The 26,027-nt window shown below is 38.6% G+C and carries 25 protein-coding genes and 1 other RNA gene; all 26 read right to left on the bottom strand.

The features are described 5' to 3' along the window. Positions 1 to 57: 57 nt before the first annotated feature. The gene (locus TSYNT_RS07770; RefSeq protein WP_059032941.1) at positions 58 to 1,998 is read right to left on the bottom strand and encodes an NAD(P)/FAD-dependent oxidoreductase; all 1,941 of its coding nucleotides are present in this window, start codon (positions 1,996 to 1,998) and stop codon (positions 58 to 60) included. A gap of 36 nt (positions 1,999 to 2,034) precedes the next feature. Beyond that, positions 2,035 to 2,790, bottom strand: a complete 756-nt coding sequence (locus TSYNT_RS07775) for an SDR family NAD(P)-dependent oxidoreductase (RefSeq protein ID WP_059032942.1) — start codon at positions 2,788 to 2,790, stop codon at positions 2,035 to 2,037. A 154-nt stretch (positions 2,791 to 2,944) separates the two neighbouring features. Beyond that, an RNA gene (gene rnpB / locus TSYNT_RS07780) (RNase P RNA component class A) lies at positions 2,945 to 3,298 on the bottom strand. Between the two features lie 47 nt (positions 3,299 to 3,345). Beyond that, positions 3,346 to 3,774, bottom strand: coding sequence for a ribonuclease HI family protein (locus tag TSYNT_RS07785; RefSeq protein WP_059032943.1), 429 nt, complete (start codon positions 3,772 to 3,774; stop codon positions 3,346 to 3,348). A 48-nt stretch (positions 3,775 to 3,822) separates the two neighbouring features. Beyond that, positions 3,823 to 4,545, bottom strand: coding sequence for a zinc ribbon domain-containing protein (locus TSYNT_RS07790; RefSeq protein ID WP_059032944.1), 723 nt, complete (start codon positions 4,543 to 4,545; stop codon positions 3,823 to 3,825). A 48-nt stretch (positions 4,546 to 4,593) separates the two neighbouring features. Next, complete coding sequence (locus tag TSYNT_RS07795) at positions 4,594 to 5,706, bottom strand: Nif3-like dinuclear metal center hexameric protein (protein ID WP_059032945.1); 1,113 nt, start codon at positions 5,704 to 5,706, stop codon at positions 4,594 to 4,596. Then, entirely contained in the window at positions 5,703 to 6,386 is a 684-nt protein-coding gene (locus tag TSYNT_RS07800) for a tRNA (adenine(22)-N(1))-methyltransferase (RefSeq protein ID WP_059032946.1), read from the bottom strand. The genes TSYNT_RS07795 and TSYNT_RS07800 overlap by 4 nt, the downstream gene beginning before the upstream one ends. Before the next feature lie 56 nt (positions 6,387 to 6,442). Further along, entirely contained in the window at positions 6,443 to 7,567 is a 1,125-nt protein-coding gene (rpoD, locus tag TSYNT_RS07805; RefSeq protein ID WP_083497725.1) for an RNA polymerase sigma factor RpoD, read from the bottom strand. Positions 7,568 to 7,584: 17 nt separating this feature from the next. Next, positions 7,585 to 9,429: a DNA primase gene (gene dnaG, locus TSYNT_RS07810; protein ID WP_238142686.1), complete on the bottom strand. Its 1,845-nt coding sequence runs from the start codon at positions 9,427 to 9,429 to the stop codon at positions 7,585 to 7,587. Between the two features lie 152 nt (positions 9,430 to 9,581). Further along, complete coding sequence (locus tag TSYNT_RS07815) at positions 9,582 to 10,586, bottom strand: deoxyguanosinetriphosphate triphosphohydrolase (protein WP_059032948.1); 1,005 nt, start codon at positions 10,584 to 10,586, stop codon at positions 9,582 to 9,584. A gap of 186 nt (positions 10,587 to 10,772) precedes the next feature. Beyond that, entirely contained in the window at positions 10,773 to 13,427 is a 2,655-nt protein-coding gene (gene ppdK, locus TSYNT_RS07820) for a pyruvate, phosphate dikinase (protein WP_059032949.1), read from the bottom strand. A gap of 2 nt (positions 13,428 to 13,429) precedes the next feature. After that, the gene (locus TSYNT_RS07825) at positions 13,430 to 14,230 is read right to left on the bottom strand and encodes a pyruvate, water dikinase regulatory protein (protein ID WP_238142661.1); all 801 of its coding nucleotides are present in this window, start codon (positions 14,228 to 14,230) and stop codon (positions 13,430 to 13,432) included. A gap of 38 nt (positions 14,231 to 14,268) precedes the next feature. Continuing rightward, positions 14,269 to 14,901, bottom strand: coding sequence for a transcriptional regulator CcpN (gene ccpN, locus TSYNT_RS07830; protein WP_059032951.1), 633 nt, complete (start codon positions 14,899 to 14,901; stop codon positions 14,269 to 14,271). A 105-nt stretch (positions 14,902 to 15,006) separates the two neighbouring features. Beyond that, positions 15,007 to 15,759 carry a DNA repair protein RecO gene (gene recO, locus TSYNT_RS07835; protein WP_059032952.1) on the bottom strand — a complete coding sequence of 251 codons (753 nt, stop codon included), beginning with the start codon at positions 15,757 to 15,759 and terminating at the stop codon, positions 15,007 to 15,009. A 35-nt stretch (positions 15,760 to 15,794) separates the two neighbouring features. Continuing rightward, positions 15,795 to 16,166, bottom strand: a complete 372-nt coding sequence (locus TSYNT_RS07840; protein ID WP_059032953.1) for a diacylglycerol kinase family protein — start codon at positions 16,164 to 16,166, stop codon at positions 15,795 to 15,797. Positions 16,167 to 16,184: 18 nt separating this feature from the next. Continuing rightward, a complete protein-coding gene (ybeY, locus tag TSYNT_RS07845) occupies positions 16,185 to 16,661 on the bottom strand; it encodes an rRNA maturation RNase YbeY (RefSeq protein WP_238142663.1) in 477 nt (158 codons plus the stop codon). Beyond that, positions 16,658 to 18,751 carry an HD family phosphohydrolase gene (locus TSYNT_RS07850; protein ID WP_238142664.1) on the bottom strand — a complete coding sequence of 698 codons (2,094 nt, stop codon included), beginning with the start codon at positions 18,749 to 18,751 and terminating at the stop codon, positions 16,658 to 16,660. The genes ybeY and TSYNT_RS07850 overlap by 4 nt, the downstream gene beginning before the upstream one ends. Before the next feature lie 9 nt (positions 18,752 to 18,760). Next, complete coding sequence (locus TSYNT_RS07855) at positions 18,761 to 19,696, bottom strand: PhoH family protein (protein ID WP_059033233.1); 936 nt, start codon at positions 19,694 to 19,696, stop codon at positions 18,761 to 18,763. A gap of 214 nt (positions 19,697 to 19,910) precedes the next feature. Then, a complete protein-coding gene (locus tag TSYNT_RS07860; protein WP_162780995.1) occupies positions 19,911 to 20,315 on the bottom strand; it encodes a hypothetical protein in 405 nt (134 codons plus the stop codon). A gap of 8 nt (positions 20,316 to 20,323) precedes the next feature. Beyond that, positions 20,324 to 21,322 (bottom strand): flotillin-like protein FloA, encoded by a 999-nt coding sequence (floA, locus tag TSYNT_RS07865; RefSeq protein ID WP_059032956.1) that lies wholly within the window; start codon positions 21,320 to 21,322, stop codon positions 20,324 to 20,326. 3 nt (positions 21,323 to 21,325) lie between these two features. Then, positions 21,326 to 22,657 (bottom strand): NfeD family protein, encoded by a 1,332-nt coding sequence (locus TSYNT_RS07870; RefSeq protein ID WP_059032957.1) that lies wholly within the window; start codon positions 22,655 to 22,657, stop codon positions 21,326 to 21,328. A 95-nt stretch (positions 22,658 to 22,752) separates the two neighbouring features. Next, the gene (locus TSYNT_RS07875) at positions 22,753 to 23,199 is read right to left on the bottom strand and encodes a GatB/YqeY domain-containing protein (protein ID WP_059032958.1); all 447 of its coding nucleotides are present in this window, start codon (positions 23,197 to 23,199) and stop codon (positions 22,753 to 22,755) included. A gap of 14 nt (positions 23,200 to 23,213) precedes the next feature. Further along, positions 23,214 to 23,399: a 30S ribosomal protein S21 gene (gene rpsU, locus TSYNT_RS07880; protein WP_059032959.1), complete on the bottom strand. Its 186-nt coding sequence runs from the start codon at positions 23,397 to 23,399 to the stop codon at positions 23,214 to 23,216. Positions 23,400 to 23,506: 107 nt separating this feature from the next. Beyond that, a complete protein-coding gene (locus tag TSYNT_RS07885) occupies positions 23,507 to 23,848 on the bottom strand; it encodes a histidine triad nucleotide-binding protein (RefSeq protein WP_059032960.1) in 342 nt (113 codons plus the stop codon). Positions 23,849 to 23,946: 98 nt separating this feature from the next. Beyond that, a complete protein-coding gene (mtaB, locus tag TSYNT_RS07890; protein ID WP_059032961.1) occupies positions 23,947 to 25,257 on the bottom strand; it encodes a tRNA (N(6)-L-threonylcarbamoyladenosine(37)-C(2))-methylthiotransferase MtaB in 1,311 nt (436 codons plus the stop codon). Next, positions 25,257 to 26,009 carry a 16S rRNA (uracil(1498)-N(3))-methyltransferase gene (locus TSYNT_RS07895; protein WP_059032962.1) on the bottom strand — a complete coding sequence of 251 codons (753 nt, stop codon included), beginning with the start codon at positions 26,007 to 26,009 and terminating at the stop codon, positions 25,257 to 25,259. The genes mtaB and TSYNT_RS07895 overlap by 1 nt, the downstream gene beginning before the upstream one ends. Between the last annotated feature and the right edge of the window lie 18 nt (positions 26,010 to 26,027).

Below are 26,027 nucleotides of genomic sequence, written 5' to 3' on the forward strand. Positions count from 1 at the left end.
CAACAGCGATTTTAATTTTAAAAATCTGTTGCCGTACTTTCTGTAGGTTTAAATAATTTATTCTACTGCCATTGCTGCATAAAAGCCTGTCCGTATAGCTTCTCCGACTTTTGCCACTTTTTCGGCATCACCGACTACAGTAGTCTTTATATTATATTTTGCTTTTATAGCATTAGAAAGAGTTGTATCTGCTTTTTGTCCAAATGCAGTAATTACAGTATCAGCTTCCACTGTCTCCCTGCTTCCGTCTTTCTTTTCTATAACAACGCCGTTGGGCTCAATAGCTACAACTTTGCTGTCTGTAAGTAATGTTACATCGTTTTCTGCCAGCATCCTCATTAAGCTTATCTTATTTATCGGCATTGCATCTTGAGCGCATTCGCTCAACATTTCGATGACAGTTACCTTTTTGCCCTGCATGGCAAGTTCTAATGCAGTATCACATCCGCTAAGGCCGCCACCGCAAATCGCAATCCTTTCACCAAATACACCATTTTTATGAGCGTCAATAACACCTATTACATTTTTGCCAGTAATGCCAGGAATATTCGGAACAAGTGGAACAGAGCCCGTAGCAACAAAAATTTTATCAGCATAGTCTAATATAGTATCATCTGCTTTTATTTCAGTATTGAATTTTATTTTAACACCAAGTTTTTTAAGCTGAACATCGTACCAATCTATTAATTCTCTTATACGTTTTTTAAAAGGTGCCGTTGCAATAATTTTCAAGATGCCACCTATATCATTAGTCTTTTCATAAATAGTTACATGATGCCCTTTTAGCGCCGCAACTCTCGCTGCTTCAAGACCGCTGGGACCTGCTCCGATTATTACAATATCTTTTGGGTTATCTGTTTTTGTAATTTGAAAATACTTTTCCATGCACACCTGGATATTTACTGAACAACTTAGTTGTGTAAGCCTGCCAAAAATCCGTCCAATACACTCTTCATTGCAAACAAGACATGGTCTCATATCTTCTCTGCGGTTTTCCATTAGCTTTTTCGGGAATTCCGGATCTGCTATAGATTGGCGGCCGAACATTATAAAATCGCAATCGCCGGAATTTACAAGCTCAAGTGCTGTTTCAGGTGTATGATTTCCAGCATTTATTAGCGGGACTTTTACATATTTTTTTGCCTCTTTGCACACATAAGCCATACATGCATCTCCGACATATGCTGTAGGGAATATATAGTCCATAGTTTCATATGCCCCAGCATCAACATCAAAAGCATCAACTCCTGCCCTCTCCAATATTTCAAGGATAGGCATACTATCCTCTAAAGTGCGTCCGCCAGGAAATCTATGGTCAAGAGCTATTCTAAAAATTATAGGCATATCTTGACCCACTGCGTTTCTTACAGCTTGAACAATTTCAACTGCAAAGCGGGCGCGATTTTCAACGCTTCCCCCGTATTCATCGGTTCTCTTATTCCAAATAGGCGAGAAAAATTGATCAATAAGATAACCTGCATGGCCATGAATTTCGATTGCATCAAAACCGGCATTTTTAGCAAAAGTTGCGGCTTTAGAAAAATCTTTAATTATCTCTTTAATTTCTTCAACTGTCAAAGGACGGCAAATTACATTTGGATCATAAAAGGACGGGTTTTCAGAGGAGGAAACCGGAACTTCTTCTCCGATGTCAGGCATCCCATTACGGCCTGTGCCCGGGCTTAACTGAGCACAAATTTTTGCACCCCATCTGTGGACTCTTTCACATAAAACAGTAGTTTTAGGAATGGCACGATTATTGTTAAATGCTATAGTGGGTCCTCCTTGTGCTAGTTTTTCATTTATAAACTGGGCACCGATGATAATTAGGCCAAATCCACCTCTTGCCCGCTCTTCGTAATACATCATGCCTTCTTCGCTTTCAGTTCCATCTTGCATAGGTGTAAATGTGCCCATAGGAGACATTACTAAGCGATTCCTTAAATTCATGTTACCTATTTTCATAGGTTCAAACAACTTTGCATACTTATTTTCCATATTACCAGTCCTTTCCTTTTTTTAAAAGTTTAAGCCTTATATGCAAGTCCAACCGCCGTCGCATGTTACAACAGATCCCGTTACATATGTAGATTCGTCTGCTGCAAGGAAAATGATGGCTGAATCCAGCTCTCCTTCTTTGCCTGGACGTTTCATCGGTGTGCACCTTCTTATAAATGAATCCATTGCTGCCATGGCTTCAGGATTATTTGCTTCGGACGGGAAAAAGCCAGGGCAAAGCGCGTTTACTGTCACTCCTCTTGTTGCCCACTCAGCTGCTGCAGCCCTTGTAAAATTGACTACCCCTCCTTTCGAGGCATGATATCCTGCCACTGGAACATCTGCGTTACCTACAAGGCCAAAGATCGAAGCTATATTAATAATTCTACCATAACCTCTTTTTAGCATTTCTCTCCCGAATTCTCGAGTACATTGAAATGTTCCTGTAAGTTCTAGATCTATATTGTGCTGCCAGATTTCATTGGTCATTTCCTCTAAAGGTGCAGACCCGCCGCCACCTGCATTATTAACTAAGATATCAACTTTACCAAATTTATTTATGATTGTTGCTACAGAATCTTTTACTTGATCAAGTTTTGTGACATCGCAGGGAACAACAAGGCACTTTACTCCCGTTGTTCGTATCTCTTGTGCCACTTCCTCAAGTTTATTCTTTCTTCTTGCCATAATAGCAATATCTGCCCCTTGTTTGGCCAGTGCTAAGGCAAATTGTCTCCCAAGGCCTGCTGAAGCCCCTGTTACGGCGGCTACTCTTCCAGTTAAATCAAACATATTCATCTCTCCCTTTAGTATAAAGTTTTAGTAAAGATCATTCACCATTGCTTTGTGCGACATTAATAAACGCAAAAAGAAAAGCAGAAGCAATATAACAATGACATATTGATATGCAAAAAACTCGCATGTTTTTGCACGCGAGTTTATTGGCAAAATGAGCAAGTCTATAAGCCGAGTTCTGTTTTAGATGGTCATCTATCTAGGATGTCAGTTGCCTGACACCTCAAGCGACCATACCCGGGAGCGCAGCGGGCCACTGCATAAGCTCCTCTATTTGGTCTTGCTCCAGGTGGGGTTTACAGGGCCGGGAAGTCACCATCCCGCCGGTAAGCTCTTACCTTACCTTTCCACCCTTACCCGGTATCATCCCACGGGAAATACCGGGCGGTATATTTCTGTTGCACTATCCTTGAGGTCGCCCTCACTGGGTATTACCCAGCACCTTGCCCTATGGAGCTCGGACTTTCCTCGAACACAAAGTGTCCGCGACCATCTGACTTACTCATTTATGTATGTGTTATTTTATGTAAAATCAGTTACATTTTATAGCTTTTAATCAAATTCTATATCTTCTTCATCAATAGCTTCATCAATTCCTTGATTAGCCAGCTCATCTGCTCTCTTATTATATTCTCTTCTTATATGCCTTATAGTAAAATTTTTGAATTCATTTATCAAAGAACATACTTCTTCATACAACGGCTTGAGTCCGGCATTTTTTACCTGATATTCTTTATTTATCTGCTTTACCATAAGTTCGCTGTCTGAAAATACCTCAATTTCATCACACTGCATCTCAAGAGCTTCTCTCAAAGCGGTAACAAGTGCCGTATACTCTGCAATGTTATTTGTGGTCTCGCCTATGTAATCATTGATTTCTTTTATGACATTATTATTTTCGTCTACGAAAACTATGCCTATACCCGCGCTTCCCGGATTGCCTCGAGAAGCCCCATCTGTATAAACTGTAAGTTTACTCATAAATCCTCCCATTGCTTATATTTTTACGAATTTATTTAGTATTTTTCTTCACTGTTTAACCAATATACGACCACAGTGCTCGCAGTAAACTATTTTTTCTGAGCGCATTACCTCATCGGCTATCATAATAGATAATTCGGTCATACATCCTCCACACGTAGAGTTTTCTATCACCGGAGCAACCGGATTGGGTTTATTTTTCTTTATTCTTTTGTATATATTAAGCAGCTCGGGAGAAATCGTATTTTCTAATTTAGTTTTTCGTACTTCAATTGATTCAAGCCCCTCTTTTATTTTACCAAGTTCTTGACAAGTTTTCAATCGTTTTTCGCTATATTCTTTCTTGATAGTATCAATAATTTCCTGAGACTTTTCGATTTCCTTGCTAAGTATTTCAATTTCTTCCATCATCTCAATGGCACTTTCTTCACTTTTTTTAGTCCTGTCTTGCAACAATTCCTGCTTGTCTTTTAAAGCGTTTAATTCCTTTATTGTAGTCACTTCTCCGCCATAAATCCTTTCTTCAAACTGTCCTATTTCATCGGTAAATTCATTTATCTTCTTTTCTACTTTTTTTAGCTCTTTGTCTAAAAATAAAAAGCGCTCTCTTTTACTATCGATAGAAGACTTTTCCTCGCTCATTTCCCTTTTTAGTTTTCCTAATTCTTTTAAGGCCATATGATTATTCAATGATGCCTCAAGTATCTTAGATTGCTTTTCCAACGTTTGATATTCATACAGTAAAATTAGTTCTTCTTTTACACTAGCCATTTTATGCACCTCTTTCAAAATAAAAAGAGAACGGGATAACTCCTGTTCTCATATAATAATAAAAGGATCCTTATTTTCAAATATATGAAAATCTATTTCTTTGTTTTGCTGTTTACTTTCATTGTCTAAATAGTTTTTAAGAGCCAAAAGTAGAATGTTCTCCGTTGGAAAATGTCCGGCGTCAATAACCGCTATGCCAATCTCACCTGCATCAACAGCTTCATGATATTTCAAGTCGCCGGTAACCATAACGTCAGCACCGTTTAAGGCAGCGGTCTGCAATAAGTCTGCTCCTGCTCCGCCACATATGGCCACCTTTCTAATTTCTTTGTTTAAGTCGCCGACAGCTCTAACATAAGGGGTCTTAAGTTTTTGCTTTACAACTTCACAAAATTCTTTTAAGGGCATGGATTCATTTATATAGCCCATTCTTCCTATTCCATAAATTTTGCCTTGATTTTCAACTGGATATATATCAAAAGCAACTTCTTCATACGGATGAACTTTTAGCATTGCATCTATAACTTTAGTTTGCAAACTTTCCGGAATAATAGTTTCTATACGCACTTCATCAACTTTTTCCAGCTTACCTTCTTCCCCGATAAATGGATGGGTACCGCTTAATGGTTTAAAGGTGCCTGTGCCGTTTATATTAAAGGTGCAGTGACTGTAATTTCCAATATGGCCTGCCCCTGCATCACACATCGCATCTCTTACCGTATCTTCATATCCCTTGGGCACAAAAACAACTATTTTCTTTAATTTTTCTTCATAGGTTTGTTTCAAAATTTCAACTTGTTCAAGCCCGAGGGTATTGGCTAAAATATCGTTGATGCCTCCATAAGCTATATCCATATTGGTATGAGCCGAATAAATAATTATATCATTTTTAACTGCAGTAGAAACTAGCCTTCCAATGGGGGTATCTGTTCTTAATGATTTGAAAGGTTTAAAAAAAAGCGGATGATGCGAAATTATCATATCAAAATCATTTTTTGAGGCAAAATCAACTGTCTCCTGGGTTACCGTGAGAGTCAGCAAGACTTTTGATATATCTTTGGACGGATCGCCTACTGCTAAACCGGGATTGTCCCAGTCTAATGCAAGGTTCGTCATTGCCCATTTTTCTAATATTTGAATTAACATTTTGCAAGAAATCATTTTATGGCCTCCTTTAACACATCAAGCCTTTTTTTATATTCAAAAATCATCTGTTTGCTGTCTGTCCTTCGAGAGTCTTTTAGGCTTTCAATAATCATCTTAAGATGTTTTTCTTGATATTTCATGTATGATACAGTAATTGGATCCTTTTTGTGCCGCAGTATAGGACCAAACAGCACATCTGCCTCAACAAAAGCTAGAGTTCCTACGCTTTTTATCGTTAACACCTCATAAAATTTTCCGTCTTCCTTGCAAACATCCTCATCTATTATTTTGTAGCAATGAGTCAGAAGATATTTTCGAAGTTCGGCAACATTTTTCATTGGCTGCAATATAATAGTTTGAAATGAAGATGCAATTTGTTTTGATTCTTCGAAAATGTCGATAATTGTCATGGCTCCCATTCCGGAAATCACAGCTACATCGCTTTCTTTTGATGTTAAAGGTTTAAATCCAGAACCATATCGCAGTTCAATGCGATCCATAAATCCGAATCTTTCAATGTTTTCCTTTGCTTTTAGATATGGTCCGGGCAGCACTTCAGTTGCTATAACTTTAGGACAGATGCCTTCAGTCACAAGATATATGGGTAAATAAGCATGATCTGTTCCTATATCGGCTACTTTTGAACCTTTAGGGATTTTTGACGCTATAAGTTGTAATCTCTTTTTGATTCTCATTTCTACCTCTGCCAAAGTAAGCAAAACAGCGGAGAAAATTCCCCACTGTTTTCGCCTTATTCCAAGAAATCTTTAAGCCTTTTGCTCCTGCTGGGATGACGCAGTTTTCTCAAGGCCTTAGCTTCAATTTGTCTAATTCTTTCCCGGGTTACTCCAAATTCCTGTCCGACTTCTTCTAATGTTCTAGGGCGCCCGTCATCAAGACCAAATCTCAAGCGCAGCACCTTTTCTTCTCTAGGTGTCAAGGTTTCCAATACATCTTCCAGCTGTTCTTTTAGTAAAAGATAAGCTGCTGCATCTGCAGGGGCTAATGCTTCGTCATCAGGGATAAAATCTCCTAAAAAGCTATCCTCTTCTTCACCTATGGGAGTTGCAAGGGAAACAGGTTCTTGTGCTATTTTCATTATTTCTCTTACTTTTTCAACAGGTAGTTCCATTTCCTCCGCAATCTCTTCCGGGGTAGGGTCCCTGCCAAGTTCTTGCAGTAGCTGCCGCTGAACCCGAATGAGCTTATTTATTGTTTCGACCATATGCACAGGTATTCTTATGGTCCTTGCTTGATCGGCTATGGCCCTGGTAATTGCCTGTCTTATCCACCATGTAGCATAAGTGCTGAACTTATATCCCTTTTTATAATCGAATTTTTCTACTGCTTTCATCAAACCCAGGTTGCCTTCTTGAATCAGGTCAAGAAAGAGCATACCTCTGCCTACATATTTTTTTGCAATGCTGACCACTAATCTCAGGTTTGCTTCTGCTAATCGGCGTTTTGCCTCTTTATCTCCTGCTTCAATGCGCTTTGCAAGCATTATTTCTTCTTCAGCCGAAAGAAGTGGAACTTTTCCTATTTCTTTTAAATACATCCTTACCGGGTCATCGATGGCCACTCCCTCTGGAGCGGAAAGATCTATTTCTTCCGGAGGAACCTCTTCAAGTTCAAGATCTTCTTCTGTAGAAGCTTCTTCGCTATCGTCTATAATTTCAATCCCCATTTCTTCCAGGGATTCATATATTTTATCAATTTGATCAGCATCAAGATCCTCCAAATCTTCTAAGGCATTCATAATTTCTCCGTAAGAAAGTGACCCATTTTTCTTGCCCTTTTCTATTAGGTCCTTTACAATTTTCATTTTATCCTGCATTTTGTCCTGCGTTGCTTTTTTGCTGTTTTTCTTTTCCATCTGTTCTTTTTCTGCCATTATGCCCCCTCCTTCCCCGGATTAGTGTAAGTCTTTAATCCATTCATTTCAGTCTTAAGTTGTTGATAGGTATTCAAAAGACTGTTGATCTCCTCTCTTTGACCTAGCATTTCAGCTTCCTTTATCTCTCGTCTCACTTGAGATATGGCTTTCTTAAGATATCCTTGTTTTATCTTGACAACAAGAGAATTTATAATTTCTTTGTCGTCTGAAATTAGATTTTCAAGAAGTATCGCTGAAAGTTCTGCGCCTTCTTCTTCATCTAAATAATTAAAAATGTCAGAGGCATTTACCTCTTGATTTTTATTGACCATTTCAAATATAATTTCAGCAATTTTTTTTGTGTTTTTATTTGTAAAAAATCGAGGTTCAATTTTTTCTCCCAAGTTTTTCCACATACGGTTATCACTTTCAAGCATAAATTTTAGCAGCTTACGCTCAGCCTTATGAACTCCGCTGATTGCGGGCGCTTTAGATAAGACAAAATTATTCGAACCGGTTAAACTTTCTCTAGAACCGGCTCGCGGCATTGCTTGAGCTGATTTTTTTCTTTTTTCCTTTGCTTCCTTTATTATAGAACCGGCAGAAATGCCAATTTCTGAAGCTAGTTTCTTAGCATATATCTCTAGTTCCGGTTCGCTGTCCACAGCACTGAGGATCTCTATAGCTTGCTCAATAAATTTTAATTTCTCCTCCGAATTATTTATATTAATACCTTTTTTTGCTAAAGTCAATTTATAATTTATTAGATCTTCTGCATTATTTAGAAGACCTCGGAAATAATCCGGACCGTATATGCTTACTATTTCGTCAGGGTCTTTGCCTTCAGGCAAAGCTAGAACCTTTACGTAAAGTCCTTCTTGAGCCAATACTTCCATTCCTCTTACAGTAGCAGCTTCTCCGGCTGCATCTCCATCATATGAGAGAATAACACTATTTGTATATTTTTTAAGCAGCTTTGCCTGGTTTTTTGTAAGGGCAGTGCCCAAAGAAGCTACGGTATTTTCAAAGCCGTGTTGGTGCAGCATTATGCAGTCCATATAACCTTCGACTATAATAACGTCTAAAGACGGATCTTTTTTTATTTTTGAAAGAGCGTACAAATTATCGCCTTTTGAAAACAGCGGCGTTTCAGGAGAATTTAAATATTTCGGAAGGGATTCATCAAGGGCGCGCCCTCCAAACCCTATTATGTTTCTTGTAATATCCTCTATAGGAAAAATTATCCTGTTCCTAAACCTGTCATAAAAACCTTTTTTATCCTTTCGCGGTATGGCAAGACCTATTTTCTCCAAGGCTTCAGCGCTTATACCTTTACTTTTGTAAAATTTGATAAGCGAATCCCAGGATTTTGGAGCATAACCAATGCAAAACTTTTCTATTGTCTCGTCTCTTATACCGCGTTTTTTCAAATAATTTATCGCGTTTTTACCTTCGCTTGTATGAAGTAAGCAGTAGTTATAGTATTTTGCCGCTAACCTATTTATTGAAAAATATTCACGTTTTGTTCGAAATTCCTCGGAAAACTCCTGATTCATATCATGCGGAAGTCTTACATTAAATTTATCTGCAAGATACCTGACGGCCTCAGGAAAGCTAAGATTTTCTTTTTTCATTACAAAGTTAAAAACATTTCCACCTGCGCCGCACCCAAAGCAATAAAACAGCTGCTTCTCTCCATTTACACTAAATGAAGGAGTTTTTTCATCGTGAAAAGGGCATAGACCCTTGTAATTCTCACCCTGCTTTTTGAGAGAAACATATTCTGAAACAACAACCACTATATCAGCTGCGTTTTGCACTTCTTTGATAATATCTTCAGGATAAAACCCCATTTTCTTCACCAAACCTCAAAAACTTCCTCAATCATTAATAAAGTAGTTCTTTTTTGGTTTATTGATTTATCTCTCCTCTTTTCAAATTTACATAAAACATTATTCTACGTTAATACCCATTATTCCTTCTTTTATTTTTACAAATCTACGAGCAAAATTTTTTATATTTCCAAGGGCCATGATGATGGAACAAAAAACTCTTTGAACTTGCTTATTGCAAAAATATCCGTCATTCCTGCTATATAATCAGCCACCGCTCTTTGAATTCCTGACTCCTGGGATATTTTTACAAATTCTAAAGGCATAAGATCCGGGTTATTAATATAATGTTCGAATAAGAGTTTGATCATTTCTCTGACTTTGTTTTCCTGGGTCTTTGCAGATGAACCTATATAAACCTTTTCAAAGAGGAATGTTCTCAGTTCCCAAGTTGCATTAAAAACATTATCACTCATTTTTACTTCGGCTTTTTCATAGCTTGTCTCGATAACATCCTTAATCATTGTATCAATACGCTCTCCGTGCTTTTTGCCTAAAATGGCAACTGATTTTCGCGGCAGGTCCTCTTCTTTAAGTATTCCTGCTCTTTCAGCATCATCAATATCATGATTTATATATGCAATCCAATCAGATAGCCTTACCACATATCCTTCTAATGTTGCAGGTTTTCCCCTTGTGGTATGGTTTCTAATCCCATCTCGCACTTCCCATGTAAGATTAAGCCCTGTGCCTTTTTCCAAAAAATCTACGACTCTAAGGCTTTGCTCTTCATGTCTGAAGCCCTCGTCTAAAAGCTCATTTAGCACTTGTTCGCCCGTATGCCCAAAAGGTGTGTGTCCTAGATCGTGCCCTAATGCAATAGCTTCTGTTAGGTCTTCGTTTAATCTTAAACTTCGAGATATCGTCCGTGCTATCTGAGATACTTCTAGTGTATGAGTGATACGAGTTCTGTAATGGTCGCCTTCAGGCGAAATAAATACCTGGGTTTTGTGTTTTAATCGTCGGAAAGCTTTTGAGTGAATTATTCTGTCTCGGTCTCTTTGAAAATCTGTTCTTATACTACATTTTTCCTCCTCTCTGCATCTACCTTTCGTATTACAGCTCAGAGAGGCATAAGGGGAAAGATAATTTCTTTCAAAGTCCTCCTGTCTTTCGCGAAAATTCACAGGACACCACTCCTTAAAGATTTCCGAATCAGCTTTTGGTCATTCTCGTATATATGATATTCGATATCAAGATCCCTTTTTCCTCTAATTTATTAAAAAATAGATAAAGCAAGAGTGCAACACAATGTAATTGGCACTCTTGCTTTTTTGTTTTTATATTTACGAATATAAGCTTTTTAACCTATCTTAATTATTATCCTCTCTGGGATTTGTAAGCTGAGCTTGAGCCGCAGCAAGTCGTGCTATAGGTACTCTAAAGGGCGAACAACTTACAAAATCAAGCCCTATCATATGACAAAACTCTACCGAACTGGGTTCGCCGCCGTGCTCACCGCAAATACCTATCAGAAGATCAGGTTTTACACTGCGGCCTTTTTCTACTGCCATCTTCATTAATAAGCCGACTCCATCTCTATCTAAAACAATAAACGGTGAATCGCTTAGTATCTTGTTTTCAATATAATGTGGAAGTATTTTGCCCTCAGCATCATCTCGGCTAAAGCCGAATGTTGTCTGTGTCAAATCATTTGTTCCAAAAGAGAAGAAATCTGCATAATTTGCAATTTTATCAGCAGTAAGGCAAGCTCTCGGCAGCTCAATCATTGTACCTATTAGGTAGTGTACTTTAATTCCTTCTTCTTCAAACACATCTTCTGCTGTTTTTTCTACGGCTTCTCTTAGAATTCTAAGTTCGGCCTCATGTCCTACCAATGGTATTTCGATCTCAGGAAGAACTTTTACGCCTTTCTTTGCAAGATTGCATGCTGCTGTAAGTATCGCTCTAACTTGCATAGTATATATTTCAGGATATAAGAGGCCAAGCCTGCATCCTCTAAGTCCCAACATTGGATTCATTTCGCTTAGCGCACGAACTTTCTTTAATATTTCTTGTTTTTCTTCTAATTCTTTGGATGGGCCTTTCGCCTTAAGTTCCATTATTTCAACTATGAGTTCTTCCTCATTAGGCAAAAATTCATGAAGCGGGGGGTCCAATAATCTTACGGTAACAGGCAGACCTTCCATTGCTTGGAATATGCCTTCAAAATCTTTTTGCTGCATTGGAAGAATCTTACTCAGTGCTTCTTCCCTTTCTTCTTTGGTCTCCGCCATAATCATCTGCTGAACTACCGGCAGCCGATCCTGAGCCATAAACATATGCTCTGTCCTGCAAAGGCCTATTCCCTCTGCGCCAAATTCCAATGCCTTTTGAGCATCAGATGGTGTATCAGCATTTGCTCTAACTTTTAGTTTGCGTATTTCATCGGCCCAAGCAAGAATTTGATTAAATTCTTCAGAAAGCTCAGGATCAATTAACGGAACTTGGCCAAGCATAACCTCTCCTGTTGAACCATCAATAGAAATTATATCACCTTTTTTAACTGTAATCTGCCCGACTTTAAACTCTTGTTTTTCATAGTCGATTCGAATACTTTCACAACCTGATACACATGGTTTGCCCATTCCTCTTGCCACAACAGCAGCATGGCTTGTCATGCCTCCACGGCTTGTAAGTACGCCTTGAGCCGCTACAATACCATGAATATCGTCAGGAGTAGTTTCCGTTCTGACAAGGATTATTTTTTCGCCGTTGTTTCCAAGAGCTTCTGCCTCATCCGGATCAAAAACCACACGGCCGCAGGCTGCACCTGGTGAAGCCGGCAATCCTTTGGCTATTGGCTGCACTTTTGCATTTGGGTCTATTCTGCGGTGTAGTAGGGTCTCTACTTGGCCCGCCGGCACCCTAAGAATTGCTTCCTCTTTAGTTATGAGGCCTTCCTTTACCATATCAACTGCCACTTTAACGGCTGCTTGTGCTGTGCGTTTGCCGCTGCGGGTCTGCAGCATGTATAGTTTGCCGTTTTCAATGGTAAATTCTATATCCTGCATATCCCGATAATGTTTTTCAAGTAAGTTGCAAACATTTATAAACTGCTCATAAACCTCAGGCATTACTTCTTTAAGCTGTTTTATATCTTGAGGTGTCCTGATACCTGCAACTACGTCTTCGCCCTGAGCATTCATTAAAAATTCGCCATAAACTTCTTTTTCGCCGGTAGAGGGATTCCTTGTAAATGCAACACCGGTTCCTGAATCATTGCCCTTATTCCCGAATACCATTGCCTGAACATTCACAGCAGTTCCTAAATCATCAGGTATCTTATTAATCCTGCGGTAGACTTTTGCCCTCTGATTGTTCCAAGATTTAAACACCGCTTCTACTGCCATTAGAAGCTGTTCTTTTGGATCTTGGGGAAAATCTCGCCCAGTCTCTTCTCTTATCAATTTTTTGTAGCCCTCTATAACTTCCTTCCAGTCTTCAGCATCTAGTTCTGTATCATATGTAGCATTCTTTTTCTTTTTGACCTCACTTATTATTTCTTCAAACTTTTCATGAGGAACTTCCATAACTACATTTCCAAACATCTGAATAAATCTTCTGTAGCTGTCATAGGCAAAGCGCTCGTTGCCGGTTTTCTCTGCAAGCCCTTTTACGCTCTCATCATTTAGGCCTAAGTTAAGTATCGTGTCCATCATACCGGGCATAGATATAGCAGCGCCTGATCTTACGGACACAAGGAGAGGATCTTTAGGATCTCCAAGCTTTTTGCCCATTTCTTTTTCTAGCTCTTCCAATGCTTGAAAAATCTGGGATAAAATATCCTCCGATATTTTTTCACCTTCCTCATAATAGTTCAAGCAAGCTTCCGTGGTAATTGTAAAGCCCATAGGTACAGGCAAACCTATTTTTGTCATTTCTGCCAGATTTGCGCCTTTTCCTCCAAGTAGCTTGCGCATTTGAGCATTGCCTTCGCGAAAATTGTAAACATATTTTTTTGCCATCTTTACATTTCCCCTTTCTGTATTATTTCCAATATATTACTTGCTATCTCTTCTACTGCTTTATTCGAAACATCAATTTGTGGACATCCGATTTTTTTCATAATGTTTTCAGCATACTCAAGTTCTTCTTTTATTCTGTCAAGTTGCGCATAGCTTGCTTTTTCGTCAAGTCCCATAGCCTTTAGTCTTTCACGTCTTATTTCATATAATTTTTCCGCAGTTATAGTAAGACCTACAATTTTATTGGGCGCTAGAGTGAACAATTCATCCGGAGGCGCCACTTCAGGTACGAGCCTTAAATTAGCCACTTTAAGTCTTTTATGAGCAAGGAACATTGCTAAGGGAGTCTTGGAAGTCCTGGAAACACCGATAAGCACTACATCGGCACGGGAAAGGCCTCTCGGGTCTTTACCGTCATCATACTGCACGGCAAATTCTATTGCCTCTACCTTTTTAAAGTAATCTTCATCTGTTCGATGAACTAAGCCAGGCTGCAGATGAGGTTTCACATCAATTATTTTTGAGAAGGCTTCCATCATGGGTCCCATTAAATCCACAATTGGAATGTTGTTTTCGTTTGCAAGATTTATAAGAAGCTGCCTTACCTCAGGCAGGACGATAGTGCAAACAATTATACAGTTGTCCGTATGTTTTGCCTCTTCAATTATGTCTGTCACATATTCACTATCCGTTACATAAGGGATTTTACGGATTTCTACTTTTCCGGAGTTAAATTGAACCATTGTTGCACGGGTTACAATTTCTGCTGTTTCTCCAATAGAATCTGAAACAACAAAAACCACCGGCTGGTTTTTATCTTCTTTTATAATTATCCCTCCCTTCAGTTCTTTCCAAGCTCAACAAAAAGTTTAGTAATAGTTGTTTTAGTCACTTTGCCAACTATTTTATACTTTTCTTGACCGTTTTCTATTACAGCTTTAACCACCGGTAGTGCATCGACTTGATGATCTACAATTTTTCTTGCGGCTTCATATGCGCTTTCCTCGGGAGTTACAGTTACTATATTGGGCATCCTAGTCATAACAACACCTATAGGTATTTGATGCGTATTAGTATTCCCTATGGCTGTTTTAAGCAAGTCCTTTCGGGAAACTATCCCCTGCAGATTCCCCTCATCGTCTGAAACAAATAAGGTGCCCACATCTGTCAAGAATAAGGTAACTATTGCATCATATACAGAAGTGCTTTCTTTTACGATTACCGGAGTTGCTTTGATTTCGTCTACTTTAATATCAGTTATTTTCTCTGATATTAAAGTATCTACGGCTTTACCGGTAAAGAAATAGCCTACTCTAGGTCTTGCCTCCAGCACACCAAGCATAGTCAAAACTGCAAGATCCGGTCGCAGTGCCGATCGGGTCAAATTAAGTTTTTCCGCAATTTGTTCGCTTGTAATTGGCTCATTTTTTTTTACTATATCCACTATCAAAGCCTGTCTTGGTGATAATTTTATGAGTTTTCACTCCCTTCAAAAACGCACAGGCTGCAAATGCCAACTAATATTATACTACAAAACTTTCAAAAATCCTCTTTTTTACAGAAAGAATTATTTTAGGCATTATGAGTGAAAGCTTTGGACGTCTTTTATAAATTGGGTTGTTTTAAGTTTTTTATCAATATGATATTCTATAAAAAGCTCTAATATCTCCTGTAGCTGCTGTTTAGTATATTCTTTAATTTCAATGTCTTCCAGTTCTTCATAGGTCTTTGTCAGCATCTTTCTCATTACATTTAAGGTATCTGTAGTAATGTTTACCGCTTTTTTATCTTTTTCGATACAATCTCTGCAGAGAATACCTCCCATTGAAGGGCTAAAATAAATTATATTAAAATTTTTTTTGCCGCAGTTCACGCACCTAAAAAGTTCCGGTGTAAAACCATTAAGTGCTAAAAGCTTTATTTCATAAATCCTGCTTAGTACCTCCGGATTTTCTGATTCCTGCAATAGATACATTGTTTTTAAAAAGAAATCAAAAAGCTGTTTATTTTTATCTTCTAAGGGCGTCGATGCTCTCAGAAGCTCTGCAAAATACAATCCATATGCTACAGCCTCTAGGCTCTGGCGTATTCTAAAAAAAGATTCCTTGATTTCGCATTGGCTTACAGAATCCAGACTTTTGTTCTCTAAAATCAAAAAATTGCTGTAGCAAAAAAGCTGAGTACCGGCTAAAATGGGACTGCGAGGCCGTCTAACTCCTCTTGCCACAACATGGATTTTGCCCTTGTCAGGCGAAAAAAGCGTAAGCACTTTATCTGCTTCGCCTAAATTTCTGTGGCCTAAGACTACGGCATCAGTTCTATAAAGAGCCATTTAAAGTTTACTCCTTCATTAATACAATCAGTATTTTACATATTTAAAAACATAATTATTTTTTTAAAGAAAACTATGTATCCGACTATTACTGCATTTACTGCAGATATGAGCACAGCGCCGGCCGCTACATTTTTAGCAGCTTTAGCTAGCGGATGATATTCTGTGGTATACATATCAACAACTGTCTCAATTGCTGTATTAATCATTTCTGCAACTAATACCATTGTAACCGTCAAGGAAATCGCTAAGATTTCAGATATGCTAAGTTTGAGTAAAAAACTTAGCAATACGACTATTATTGCAGCAAAAAAATGAATTTTTATATTGCGTTGAGTTTTAAATGCGTAAACCACCCCTGCTAAAGCGCATAAAAAACTTTCTCCCAGGCTTCGGGTTTTTTTCATCTTAGCCAACCTCTTTTGTTATCTTGTTAAACCTATGGATTCTAAAATCTTCTCTTCTTTATTTCTCATAACTGCTCTTTCGCTTTCAGTCTCATGGTCATAACCCAAAAGATGTAATATGCCGTGAGTTACTAAAAATCCGATCTCCCGTTCTATCGAATGACCATATTCCTCAGCTTGACTCCTAGCCCTTTCCAATGAAATGACCACATCTCCCAATAACTCTTCTTCTTCACATTCAAAGCTGATATCCGATTCATCCACGCTTTCCCGCATAGCAAAAGAAAGTACATCTGTCGGCGCATCGATTGATCTGTAGTTTTTATTAAGATTTTGAATATATTCATCATCTACAAGCACAATACTGACTTCCACATCACCTGACACGTTTTCAGCTAGTAGTGCAGCATTAATCACCTTCGCTATAAGATCTTCCAGTTCTTTTGAAACCTCAATTTTGTTTTGCATATTGTTTATTATTACATCTGCCATCATTCCAAGTCCTTTCCTTGTAATTCCCTCAGTTTTTCGGGATATTCGATACGCGTATGAAAAATTCCCGTAAGCACTTTAGAAAAAGCGATTGCTATTTTATCAAGGTCTTTTAAGGTTAAATCGCACTCATCTAATTGTCCGTCGGAAAGTTTATCTTTGATTATCTGGCGAATCAATCCCTCGATCTTGCCGGGAGTAGGATTTGGCATAGACCTAACTGCAGCTTCAACGCAGTCTGCCAGCATTACTATTGCAACTTCTTTTTTCTGAGGCCTAGGGCCTTCATAACGATATATTTCCTTATCTACTTTTTTATCTTTATTGTCACCGTTTTCTTCTAAAGCCTTATTGTAAAAAAATGATAGTAAGGTAGTCCCATGATGCTGCTGAATGAAATCCTTAATACAGGATGGAAGATGGTATTTATCCGCCGATTCAATCCCATCTTTTACATGCGATGTAATAATTAACGCACTAAGAGCAGGGGTTAATTTATCATGAGGATTATCCGACATAAATTGGTTTTCTATAAAAAAATATGGGCGTTTTAATTTACCAATATCGTGATAATCTGCCCCCACCCGGGCAAGTAAGGCATCTGCACCAACGGCTTCGGCGCCTGCCTCTGCCAAGTTGCCGACTATTACGGAATGATGGTAGGTGCCCGGTGCATCCAGCATTAATTTTCTAAGCAGTGGCTGGTTCGGATTTGAAAGTTCTAGCAGTTTTATGGCGCTTGTAATTCCAAAGGCAGTTTCTAAAAAAGGAAGCATGCCAATTGCAAGTATGGAAGATAAAATCCCATTGACGAGTCCCCAGGCACTTTGCCTTGCTACTTCCAAAAACGTGCTGCTATTATTCAAAAGCAGAAGGCCCGTTATACTAAAAACATTTATTGTGCTAATTATCACTCCAGCCTTTGTAAGATCAGATCTTAGCGACACTTTTGTTGAGCAAAAAACTCCTGCAAGCGCCCCTGCAAGCGCAACTAATATAAATGAAAAGTCATTTTCAAACATTATCCCACATACCGCACTCATGGCAAAACTTGAAAGTATCGCTATATTGGGATTGATGAGAATAGATATAAGCATGCTGCCCGCTGCCAAAGGCACCAGATATTTTGAAATAGGTTTTATCCCTACTGAAATAACCAGAGTAGCGAGTATTATCGTCACAAATAGAGCTAAATATACATTGTTGGCGTATACATTTTTATGAAAAGTATATATGGAGTAGCCTAACATACCTGTAAGGAGAGCCGATATTATGCAAGCTCCGGCAATCAAGCCTAAATCTGCCCACGGCTCTCCCACAAGTAATCCTAATTCCTTTAGCATTTCTTTATGCTCTTTTGTTATAACTGTTCCTTTTTCAATTAGTACCTGATTTGCAACAACTTTTACTGGGGCTACGGCTTCCATGGCCTCCCGCTGCTGTTCCTCGGTTGCTTCTCTGTCATATATCATATTAGGCTTAATCGTAAATAAGGCAATTTCTTCGCCTATATTTTTATATTCTGCAGGCAGTTTTAGGTCTTTAAACTCATCTATTACATATTTTTTTGTCCTTTCTAATGAATCTTCTTTAACGCCTTCCTCCATAACTTCTTCAATTACGGCCTTTACTATTGTCTCAAGTTCTTTTAGAGATGTGTCGCTTATCGCAACAAGTTTGTTGTATGATTCATCGGATATCTCGGTTGAGATTTCTTCTCTTAATGACTTAATTTTTTCTTCATCAGTCAGGAAATCTTTGTTTCTAATTTCTTTAATGTAATTGAATATATTATCAGTTTGGTTTTTTACTTCAGCAGTAACGGTTTGATTTAAGGTATATTTTTTGGGGACAGCATCGGCTGCGGCCTGTCGAAGTTTAGTTGTTTCAATTGAATTTATTGTATCCTTCTTTGCTATAATATTTTCTTGGAGAACCTCGCCAATTCTTACATCGTATTTTGGAGGAATTGCAGAAAAAAATATCATTGCTGTCAGTGCTATAAAGAAAAAAAGCCCCAGCGCCACCTTCTGGAACATTGAACTAGTAAGGACTGATTCTATAAATCTCTTGGGAAAAGCAAGCTTTGCCACGGTTATATATCACTCCACGTTCTTTTTAAGGCGCTTTTCGTCAAACCTTTCATAAGCCTTAATTATTCGCTGAACAACTTCGTGTCTTACTACATCTTTATCATCAAGGTATACAAACTGTATTCCTTTTATATCTTTTAATATCTCTCTCACTTCTTCAAGGCCTGAATAAACCCCTTTAGGCAAGTCAACTTGCGTTAAGTCACCGGTAACCACTGCTTTTGACCCAAAGCCAAGGCGCGTCAAAAACATCTTCATTTGCTCCGATGTAGTGTTCTGGGCTTCGTCAAGTATAACAAAGGAATCATCTAAAGTTCGTCCGCGCATGTAGGCAAGGGGAGCCACTTCAATCAATCCCTTTTCCATGTAACGGCGGAAAGCTTCTACCCCTAAAATATCATATAAAGCATCATACAGCGGCCTTAAATACGGGTCAACTTTATCTTGAAGGTCTCCCGGCAAAAATCCGAGTTTCTCGCCAGCTTCAACAGCAGGTCTTGTCAAGATAATTCTGTTGACTTCTTTCTCTTTAAATGCTGTAACTGCCATCGCCATAGCAAGATAGGTTTTACCGGTTCCAGCGGGGCCTATTCCAAAAACTATATCGTTTTTCTTCATTGCAAGTGTGTAAAGCTTTTGGCCAATTGTCTTTGGCTTTATCGGTTTTCCACGGTGGGTATAGCATACCACGTCATCATATAATTCGTTTATCTTTTCTCCCTCTCCATTCTTTGCAAGTCTTACAAAATATTTTACATCATTTGCCGTAGGAGCATCATCTTTTTGCAGCATTTCAACCATCTGATTTAAAAGCTGCTCTACGGTTTTAACATCCTTTTCCTCTCCGATTATTGAAATCTCGTCATTGCGAGTTACTATTCTCACATCGAATTGCTCTTCGATATATTTTGCATTTATATCGCGGTTGCCAAACAAGGATGTCATTTTATTTATATTATCTACGGCAACCCTGGCTTCTGCTGTGTTATCTCTCAAATTCTTTCCTCCCTGATATAGATTAATAAATTACTTCGAGAACATTCTGTTTTGTTCTCTTTGTACTTTTAATATACCATAGTATTGAGTAGAATTCCATATTTTATAGTAAAAAACCTTACAGCAGTTAAGCTATAAGGTTTAATAATCAAACATTTATTAGTCAGCGCCTTTTATTATCCAGTGCTCTCGGTGGTGAAAGTATTTCATGCACTATTATCCCTTTAAGAATGCCTTCACGATCAAAAGCATCGGAAAGATCTATGCCCTCCTTAGGTTTTTGCTCATTTTTCACCTCTGTTTGTTTTTCCGGAAGTCTCGTTTTAATTTGAGCATGTAATAAATTAGGTTTCTCTTCAACTCCTACAGACTCTTCAAAAGCCAAGGCAGCTTCTCCTACTGGATTATAAACATCAGCTGTAGGAAGGGGAGGGGTGCTTTTTTGAGCAATGACTTCTTTCTTTGGAATCGGCTTTATATCCGGCTTTTTTGATTTTTGAGATCGTTCTCGCCCTTTGGCTATCATGCCAAGCACTGCAAGAAGAATTATTACAATTAGATCTTCCACCAAATCACCTACTCTTTGTTATGTTGAGAATCATCGTCGGTTTTAGGTGCAAGTTTTGATATAGAATCCCTCATTTGTGTATCTGCAATGATATTTTTCATATTATAATAATCCAGAACTCCAAGCTTTCCCTGTCTTAGGGCCTCAGCTAAAGCCTTTGGAACTTCCGCTTCTGCTTCAACAACTTTTGCCCGCATTTCTTGTACCATAGCTTTCATTTCTTGTTCTTTTGCTACTGCCATTGCCCTGCGTTCTTCGGCTCGCGCCTGGGCAATGCGCTTATCTGCTTCGGCTTGATCTGTTTGAAGTTGTGCGCCTATGTTTCTGCCTACATCAACATCTGCTATGTCTATTGAAAGGATTTCGAAGGCTGTTCCTGAATCAAGGCCTTTATTTAAAACTGTCCGTGATATGGAATCAGGGTTTTCTAAAACGGCTTTATGGCTTTCCGCTGAGCCTACTGTTGTAACTATTCCTTCTCCAACTCTTGCAATAATTGTTTCTTCGCCTGCGCCTCCTACCAGTCTGTCAATATTAGCTCTTACGGTAACCCGGGCTTTCGCTTTCACCTCAATGCCATCTTTGGCTACTGCTGCTACCACAGGGGTTTCGATTACCTTAGGATTTACGCTCATTTGGACAGCTTCTAGAACATTTCTACCTGCCAAATCTATAGCTGCGGCTCTTTCGAAGGTAAGTGGAATTTCAGCTCTCTGAGCTGCTATTAAAGCATTTACCACTCTGTCTACATTACCGCCTGCAAGATAATGAGCTTCAAGTTTGTCAACTCCCACATCTAATCCGGCCTTCACTGCTTTTATCAATGGATTTACGATCTTATGTGGAGGGACGCGGCGAAGTCTCATGCCTATCAAATTGAATATCCCTATTTTTACTCCCGCAGCTAAGGCCGAAATCCAAAGGCCCAAGGGGACAAAGCTTAAAACAACTGCTAAGAAAATAAAAACTACAGCAACAATTAAAAGCATTCCTATCGTGAATCCCATAAATTATTCACTCTCCTTATTGTTAGCATTTCTTACTATAATCTTGCTTCCCTCAACTTTTATAACTACGATTTCTGAATTTTTTGGTATAAATTCTCCTTCTGCCAAAACATCGACCTTTTCTCCATTTATTACCGCTGCACCAGTAGGTCTTAATGGGGTAATTGTTTTACCTTTAGCTCCGAGAAATTCACTTGCATCTTTGCTTGTTGCTACATAACCTTTGGCTTTTTCTTGTTTTGTGCCTAATATTATACGGTTAAAGATCGGGTTTACGGTAATTCTCTTCATCAAAAAGTATATTATGATGCTACTTGCTGCTATAGCAAAAATGACAGATATCAGTGCCTGCTCAAGATTTGGAAAAGCCATTATTATAGCTGCAATTATTGATAAAATCCCTGTTACTCCGAAAACTCCGAAACCAGGCATAAATATTTCTATTAAAAGAAGTGCCATTCCCAATATAAACAGGCCGAGAACCCAAGCAGGCGCAGCCCCTGCCATGAAGCTTCCGCCAAAAAACAGACCAAAGGCTATAAGTCCGATTACTCCGGGAATTCCAAAACCCGGTGAGAGTATCTCGGTCACAATGCCTACTATCCCAATCATTAATAAAATCGGTGCTATGTAGGGATTTGAGGCTACGTGCGCAATTTGTTCCGGAAGGTTCATCTTTGCTCTAATAATCTGGGCATTGCCTTTGTTTTCTGGCAAGATTTTTTGTATAACTTCGTCTAAATTTTCCACTTGCTCATCTATGAGCCCCAGTTTTAGGGCTTCTTTGGTAGTAAGAGATAAAATCTTGCCCTTTTCTTTTACCCCTTCGATAACTATATCTGAATCTGCCATCGCCGCAACCAGCTGTGGATCTCTGCCTCTTGCTTCCGCTACTGCTCTTAGGGCCGAAGACCAATAAGAAATATATTTCTCCTCATTCGGGCGAGTTTCAGCGGCCCCTATGGTCGCTGCCGGAACTGCCATGATTTTCTCGCAAGATATCGCGATAATAACGCCAGCCGAAGTAGCTTCTTTATTTATGAATGCAACTGTAGGGATAGATGTGCGAAGAATATTGTTGCTAATTTTTATAGCCGAATTGACTTCGCCACCAGGTGTATCTATTTCAAAAATCAGGGCCTTTGCCTGAGTTTTTTCAGCCTCATTTATAGCTCTTTCAGTAAATACAGCAACGCCGTTATCTATTACCCCTTCTACCGGAATAACATATATATATGTCTTGCCATCCGAATTGTTTTCAGCTTTGCATATCTGAAGAAAAGTAAATATCAAGCAAATCGAAACAAATGTGATTAAAGCTTTTTTATATCTCATGCTTTTCTCCTTAAATTCTCAATCTGTGTATGTGCTTTCTTGCCTAATTGTTAAAAGAGCCTGGTATCACAAGACACCAAGCTCTTAAATTATATTTACTGCTGTAAAAACTTTTTTACAGTCTCACTGACTAAGCTGCCGTCAGCTCTGCCTTTTATTTTGGGCATTACCGCACCCATAACCTTGCCCATATCTTTTATACTTGTCGCGCCAACCTCACGAATACTTTGACGCACTATTTCTTCAAGTTCTTCTGCAGTTAATTGCTGAGGGAGATATTTTGATAGAACTTCTATTTCCTTTTCCAGACTTTCTACAACTTCGGATTTACCTAATCGCTCATATTCGCTAATATCGTTTTTGCGTTTTTTTATTTCCTTTAAAAGAACCTCTACCACTTCTTCATCATTTAGCTCGTGGCATTTTTCTTTTTCAGCATAGACAATAGCGGACTTTGCCATCCGAATAACGGAAAGCCTGTCTTTATCTCCTGATTTTAGAGCAACTTTCATATCTTCATTCAACATATCTTTTAGCGACATGCCGCATACGCTCCTTAAAACTTACGGGTTTTTCTTTTACGGGCTGCTTCGGATTTTTTCTTGCGTTTAACGCTGGGTTTTTCATAATGTTCGCGTTTCCTCACTTCGGAAAGTACTCCTGACCTTTGACATTTTCTTTTAAATCTGCGAAGCGCGCTATCAAGCGACTCATTTTCTCCCACTCTTACTTCTTCTGACATTCTTTATTCCCTCCCTCCGCTGCACTTTCTGCCTTAAACATTGCTTTAATTATATAATACGCTGGGATTATAGCTTATTATATGCCTTCATTTTGTTATCGTCAATATCAACCCGGGGGCCATTTCATAAATCTGCCGCCCAGTAAATGAAAATGCAAATGAGGGACAGTTTGGCCTCCATCATTACCTGTGTTTACTACTAGCCTGAAACCCTTTTCATCTATCCCAAATTCTCCTGCAAGTTTTTGTGCAAGTTTGATAATTTGCTCAAGTATTTGTGCGTTCTCGTCGTTTATTTCCATGATTGACTTTAGATGCTGCTTTGGAATCAAAAGGAGATGGATGGGTGCTTGGGGATTGGCGTCGTTAATAGCAATTAGATCTTCATCTTCGTAAACAATTTTAGCCGGGATTTCTTTGTTTATTATCTTGCAAAATACACAGTCCATCGAAATTCCACCTCCTTACTATTTCGTAATTAAATAAAAGCTTATTTAAATTTATTCAACATCGACTTATCAATTTCCTTCTTTTCGGCAAATATTTTTTATGGTTCTGCTATTTCGCCATAAACACAATCGTTTAGGTTCTTTATTAACTTAACGCAAGCTATTTTATTGTGAAGATCGGCATTTGAAGTCGAGGGTGCTACAACTTTAATATAGTTTTCAGTAAAACCTTCATAGAGGCCGTTACTTGTTTTATCCTCAAAGAGTACTTTTTGTGAAGAATTTAAAAATTTATTTCGAAAGTTTCCCTCGAGTTTTTCGCTCAGTTTTAAGAGTTCATGGCATCTTGTACTTTTAATATCTTTTTCAACTTGATTTGTCATAGCGGCTGCCGGTGTTCCTTTGCGGGGAGAAAAGGGGAACACATGTAGTTTTGAAAAATCGATTGCTTTTATAAAGTTTTTGGTTTGTTCGAATTCTTCATCAGTTTCTCCCGGAAATCCTACAATTACATCTGTAGTAATGGATGCATCCGGCAATAATTCTCTTATGCGGCTTACCCTTTCTGCAAATTCAGCTGTAGTATAACGGCGATTCATCCTTTGTAGAACGCTATCACATCCGCTTTGCAGCGGCACGTGAAAATGATGGCAGAATTTATCTATTTTTGAAAGTCCTAATAGAAATTCGTCAGTAAGTTCTATGATTTCTATAGAGCTTAACCTTATTCTTTCGATGCCTTGAATTTTTGCAATTTCAGAGATTACATCCAGCAGACTTGTTTTATCTTTTAAGTCGGTCCCATACAAGCCAAGATGAATGCCGGTAAGCACTATTTCTTTAAAGCCATCCTTAGCCAAATTCTCGGCTTCGTTTAGAATGTTATTAAGCATGCGGCTTCTAACCGGTCCTCTTGCATATGGGATTATACAATAAGAGCAGAACATATTGCAGCCATCTTCTATCTTTAAAAAAGCCCTTGTTTTTTGGCGATGTCCCTTTACTGCTATTTCCTCAAATGTCTCCTCTTTCATTACATTTTTAATATCGACTACAGGGGCCTCGGTTTTATCTGACTGCTGCAGTAAATCTACAATTTTTTGTCTGTCTTTAGTCCCTAGAATAACTGATACGCCTGGTATCTTAAGGATTTCGTCGGCATTTGTCTGAGCATAGCAGCCGACTACCGCAACCTTTGCCGTCGGATTGCTGCGAATAGCTTTTCGGATGATTTGGCGCGATTTCCTGGCGCTTTCGTTTGTAACATTGCAAGTATTTATAATATAGACATCTGCTTCGCTATCAAAATCCACTATGGTATAGCCTCTATTTTCAAAAAGTTCGGCCATCGCTGCCGACTCGTATTGGTTAACTTTACACCCTAATGTGTAAAAAGCTACTTTAGGCATTATCTTCCTCCTATGTCGCCTATTTCATACATAATAATGCTGGATACTGCAAATGAAGCAGTCTCTGTTCTCAAAATCCTAGGGCCCAAGCTTACAGGCGTTGCTCCTATAGCCACTGCCTTTTCTATCTCTTTTTCGGAAAAACCGCCCTCAGGACCTATAAATACCGCAACTTTCGAAGCACCTCTACCTTTATATTTTAATACATCTTTTAATGAAGTCTCACGTTCATTTTCCCAGGGAATTATGGTTAGCTGGCAGTCGCCAGTTTTGCTAAGAGCCGTGTCAAAGTCGCATATCTCTCTTACTTCTGGTATATTAATCCTCATACATTGTTTTGCGGCCTCCTGAACGATTTTGCTCCATCGCGCTAATTTAAATTCAGATTTAGAAGGCATGATATTAGCTACTGTTCGCTCAGTTATCATGGGTACGAATTCGCTTACACCTATTTCTGTGTTTTTCTGGAGTATCCATTCAAACTTTTCACCCTTAGGCAAGCCGCAATATAATGTAATATAAGGTCGAATTGGATCTGCATTTTTCTTATCTATAATTTCAATTTCGATTATAGGACCTTTAATGTCGATATCTAAAATTAAGCCTGTATACTCTATATTTTTGCCATCAGAAATACTTATAATATCGCCTTTTTTATACCTAAGCACTCGGGCAATGTGGTGGGCTTCTTCTCCCGAAATCCCAGTGTGTTCACCTATATTCAAATCTTTAAATATAAAGAATCTTGGCATAAAACAAAACACCCCCAT

The sequence above is a fragment of the Tepidanaerobacter syntrophicus genome, assembly GCF_001485475.2.
GTDB classification, from domain to species: domain Bacteria; phylum Bacillota; class Thermosediminibacteria; order Thermosediminibacterales; family Tepidanaerobacteraceae; genus Tepidanaerobacter; species Tepidanaerobacter syntrophicus.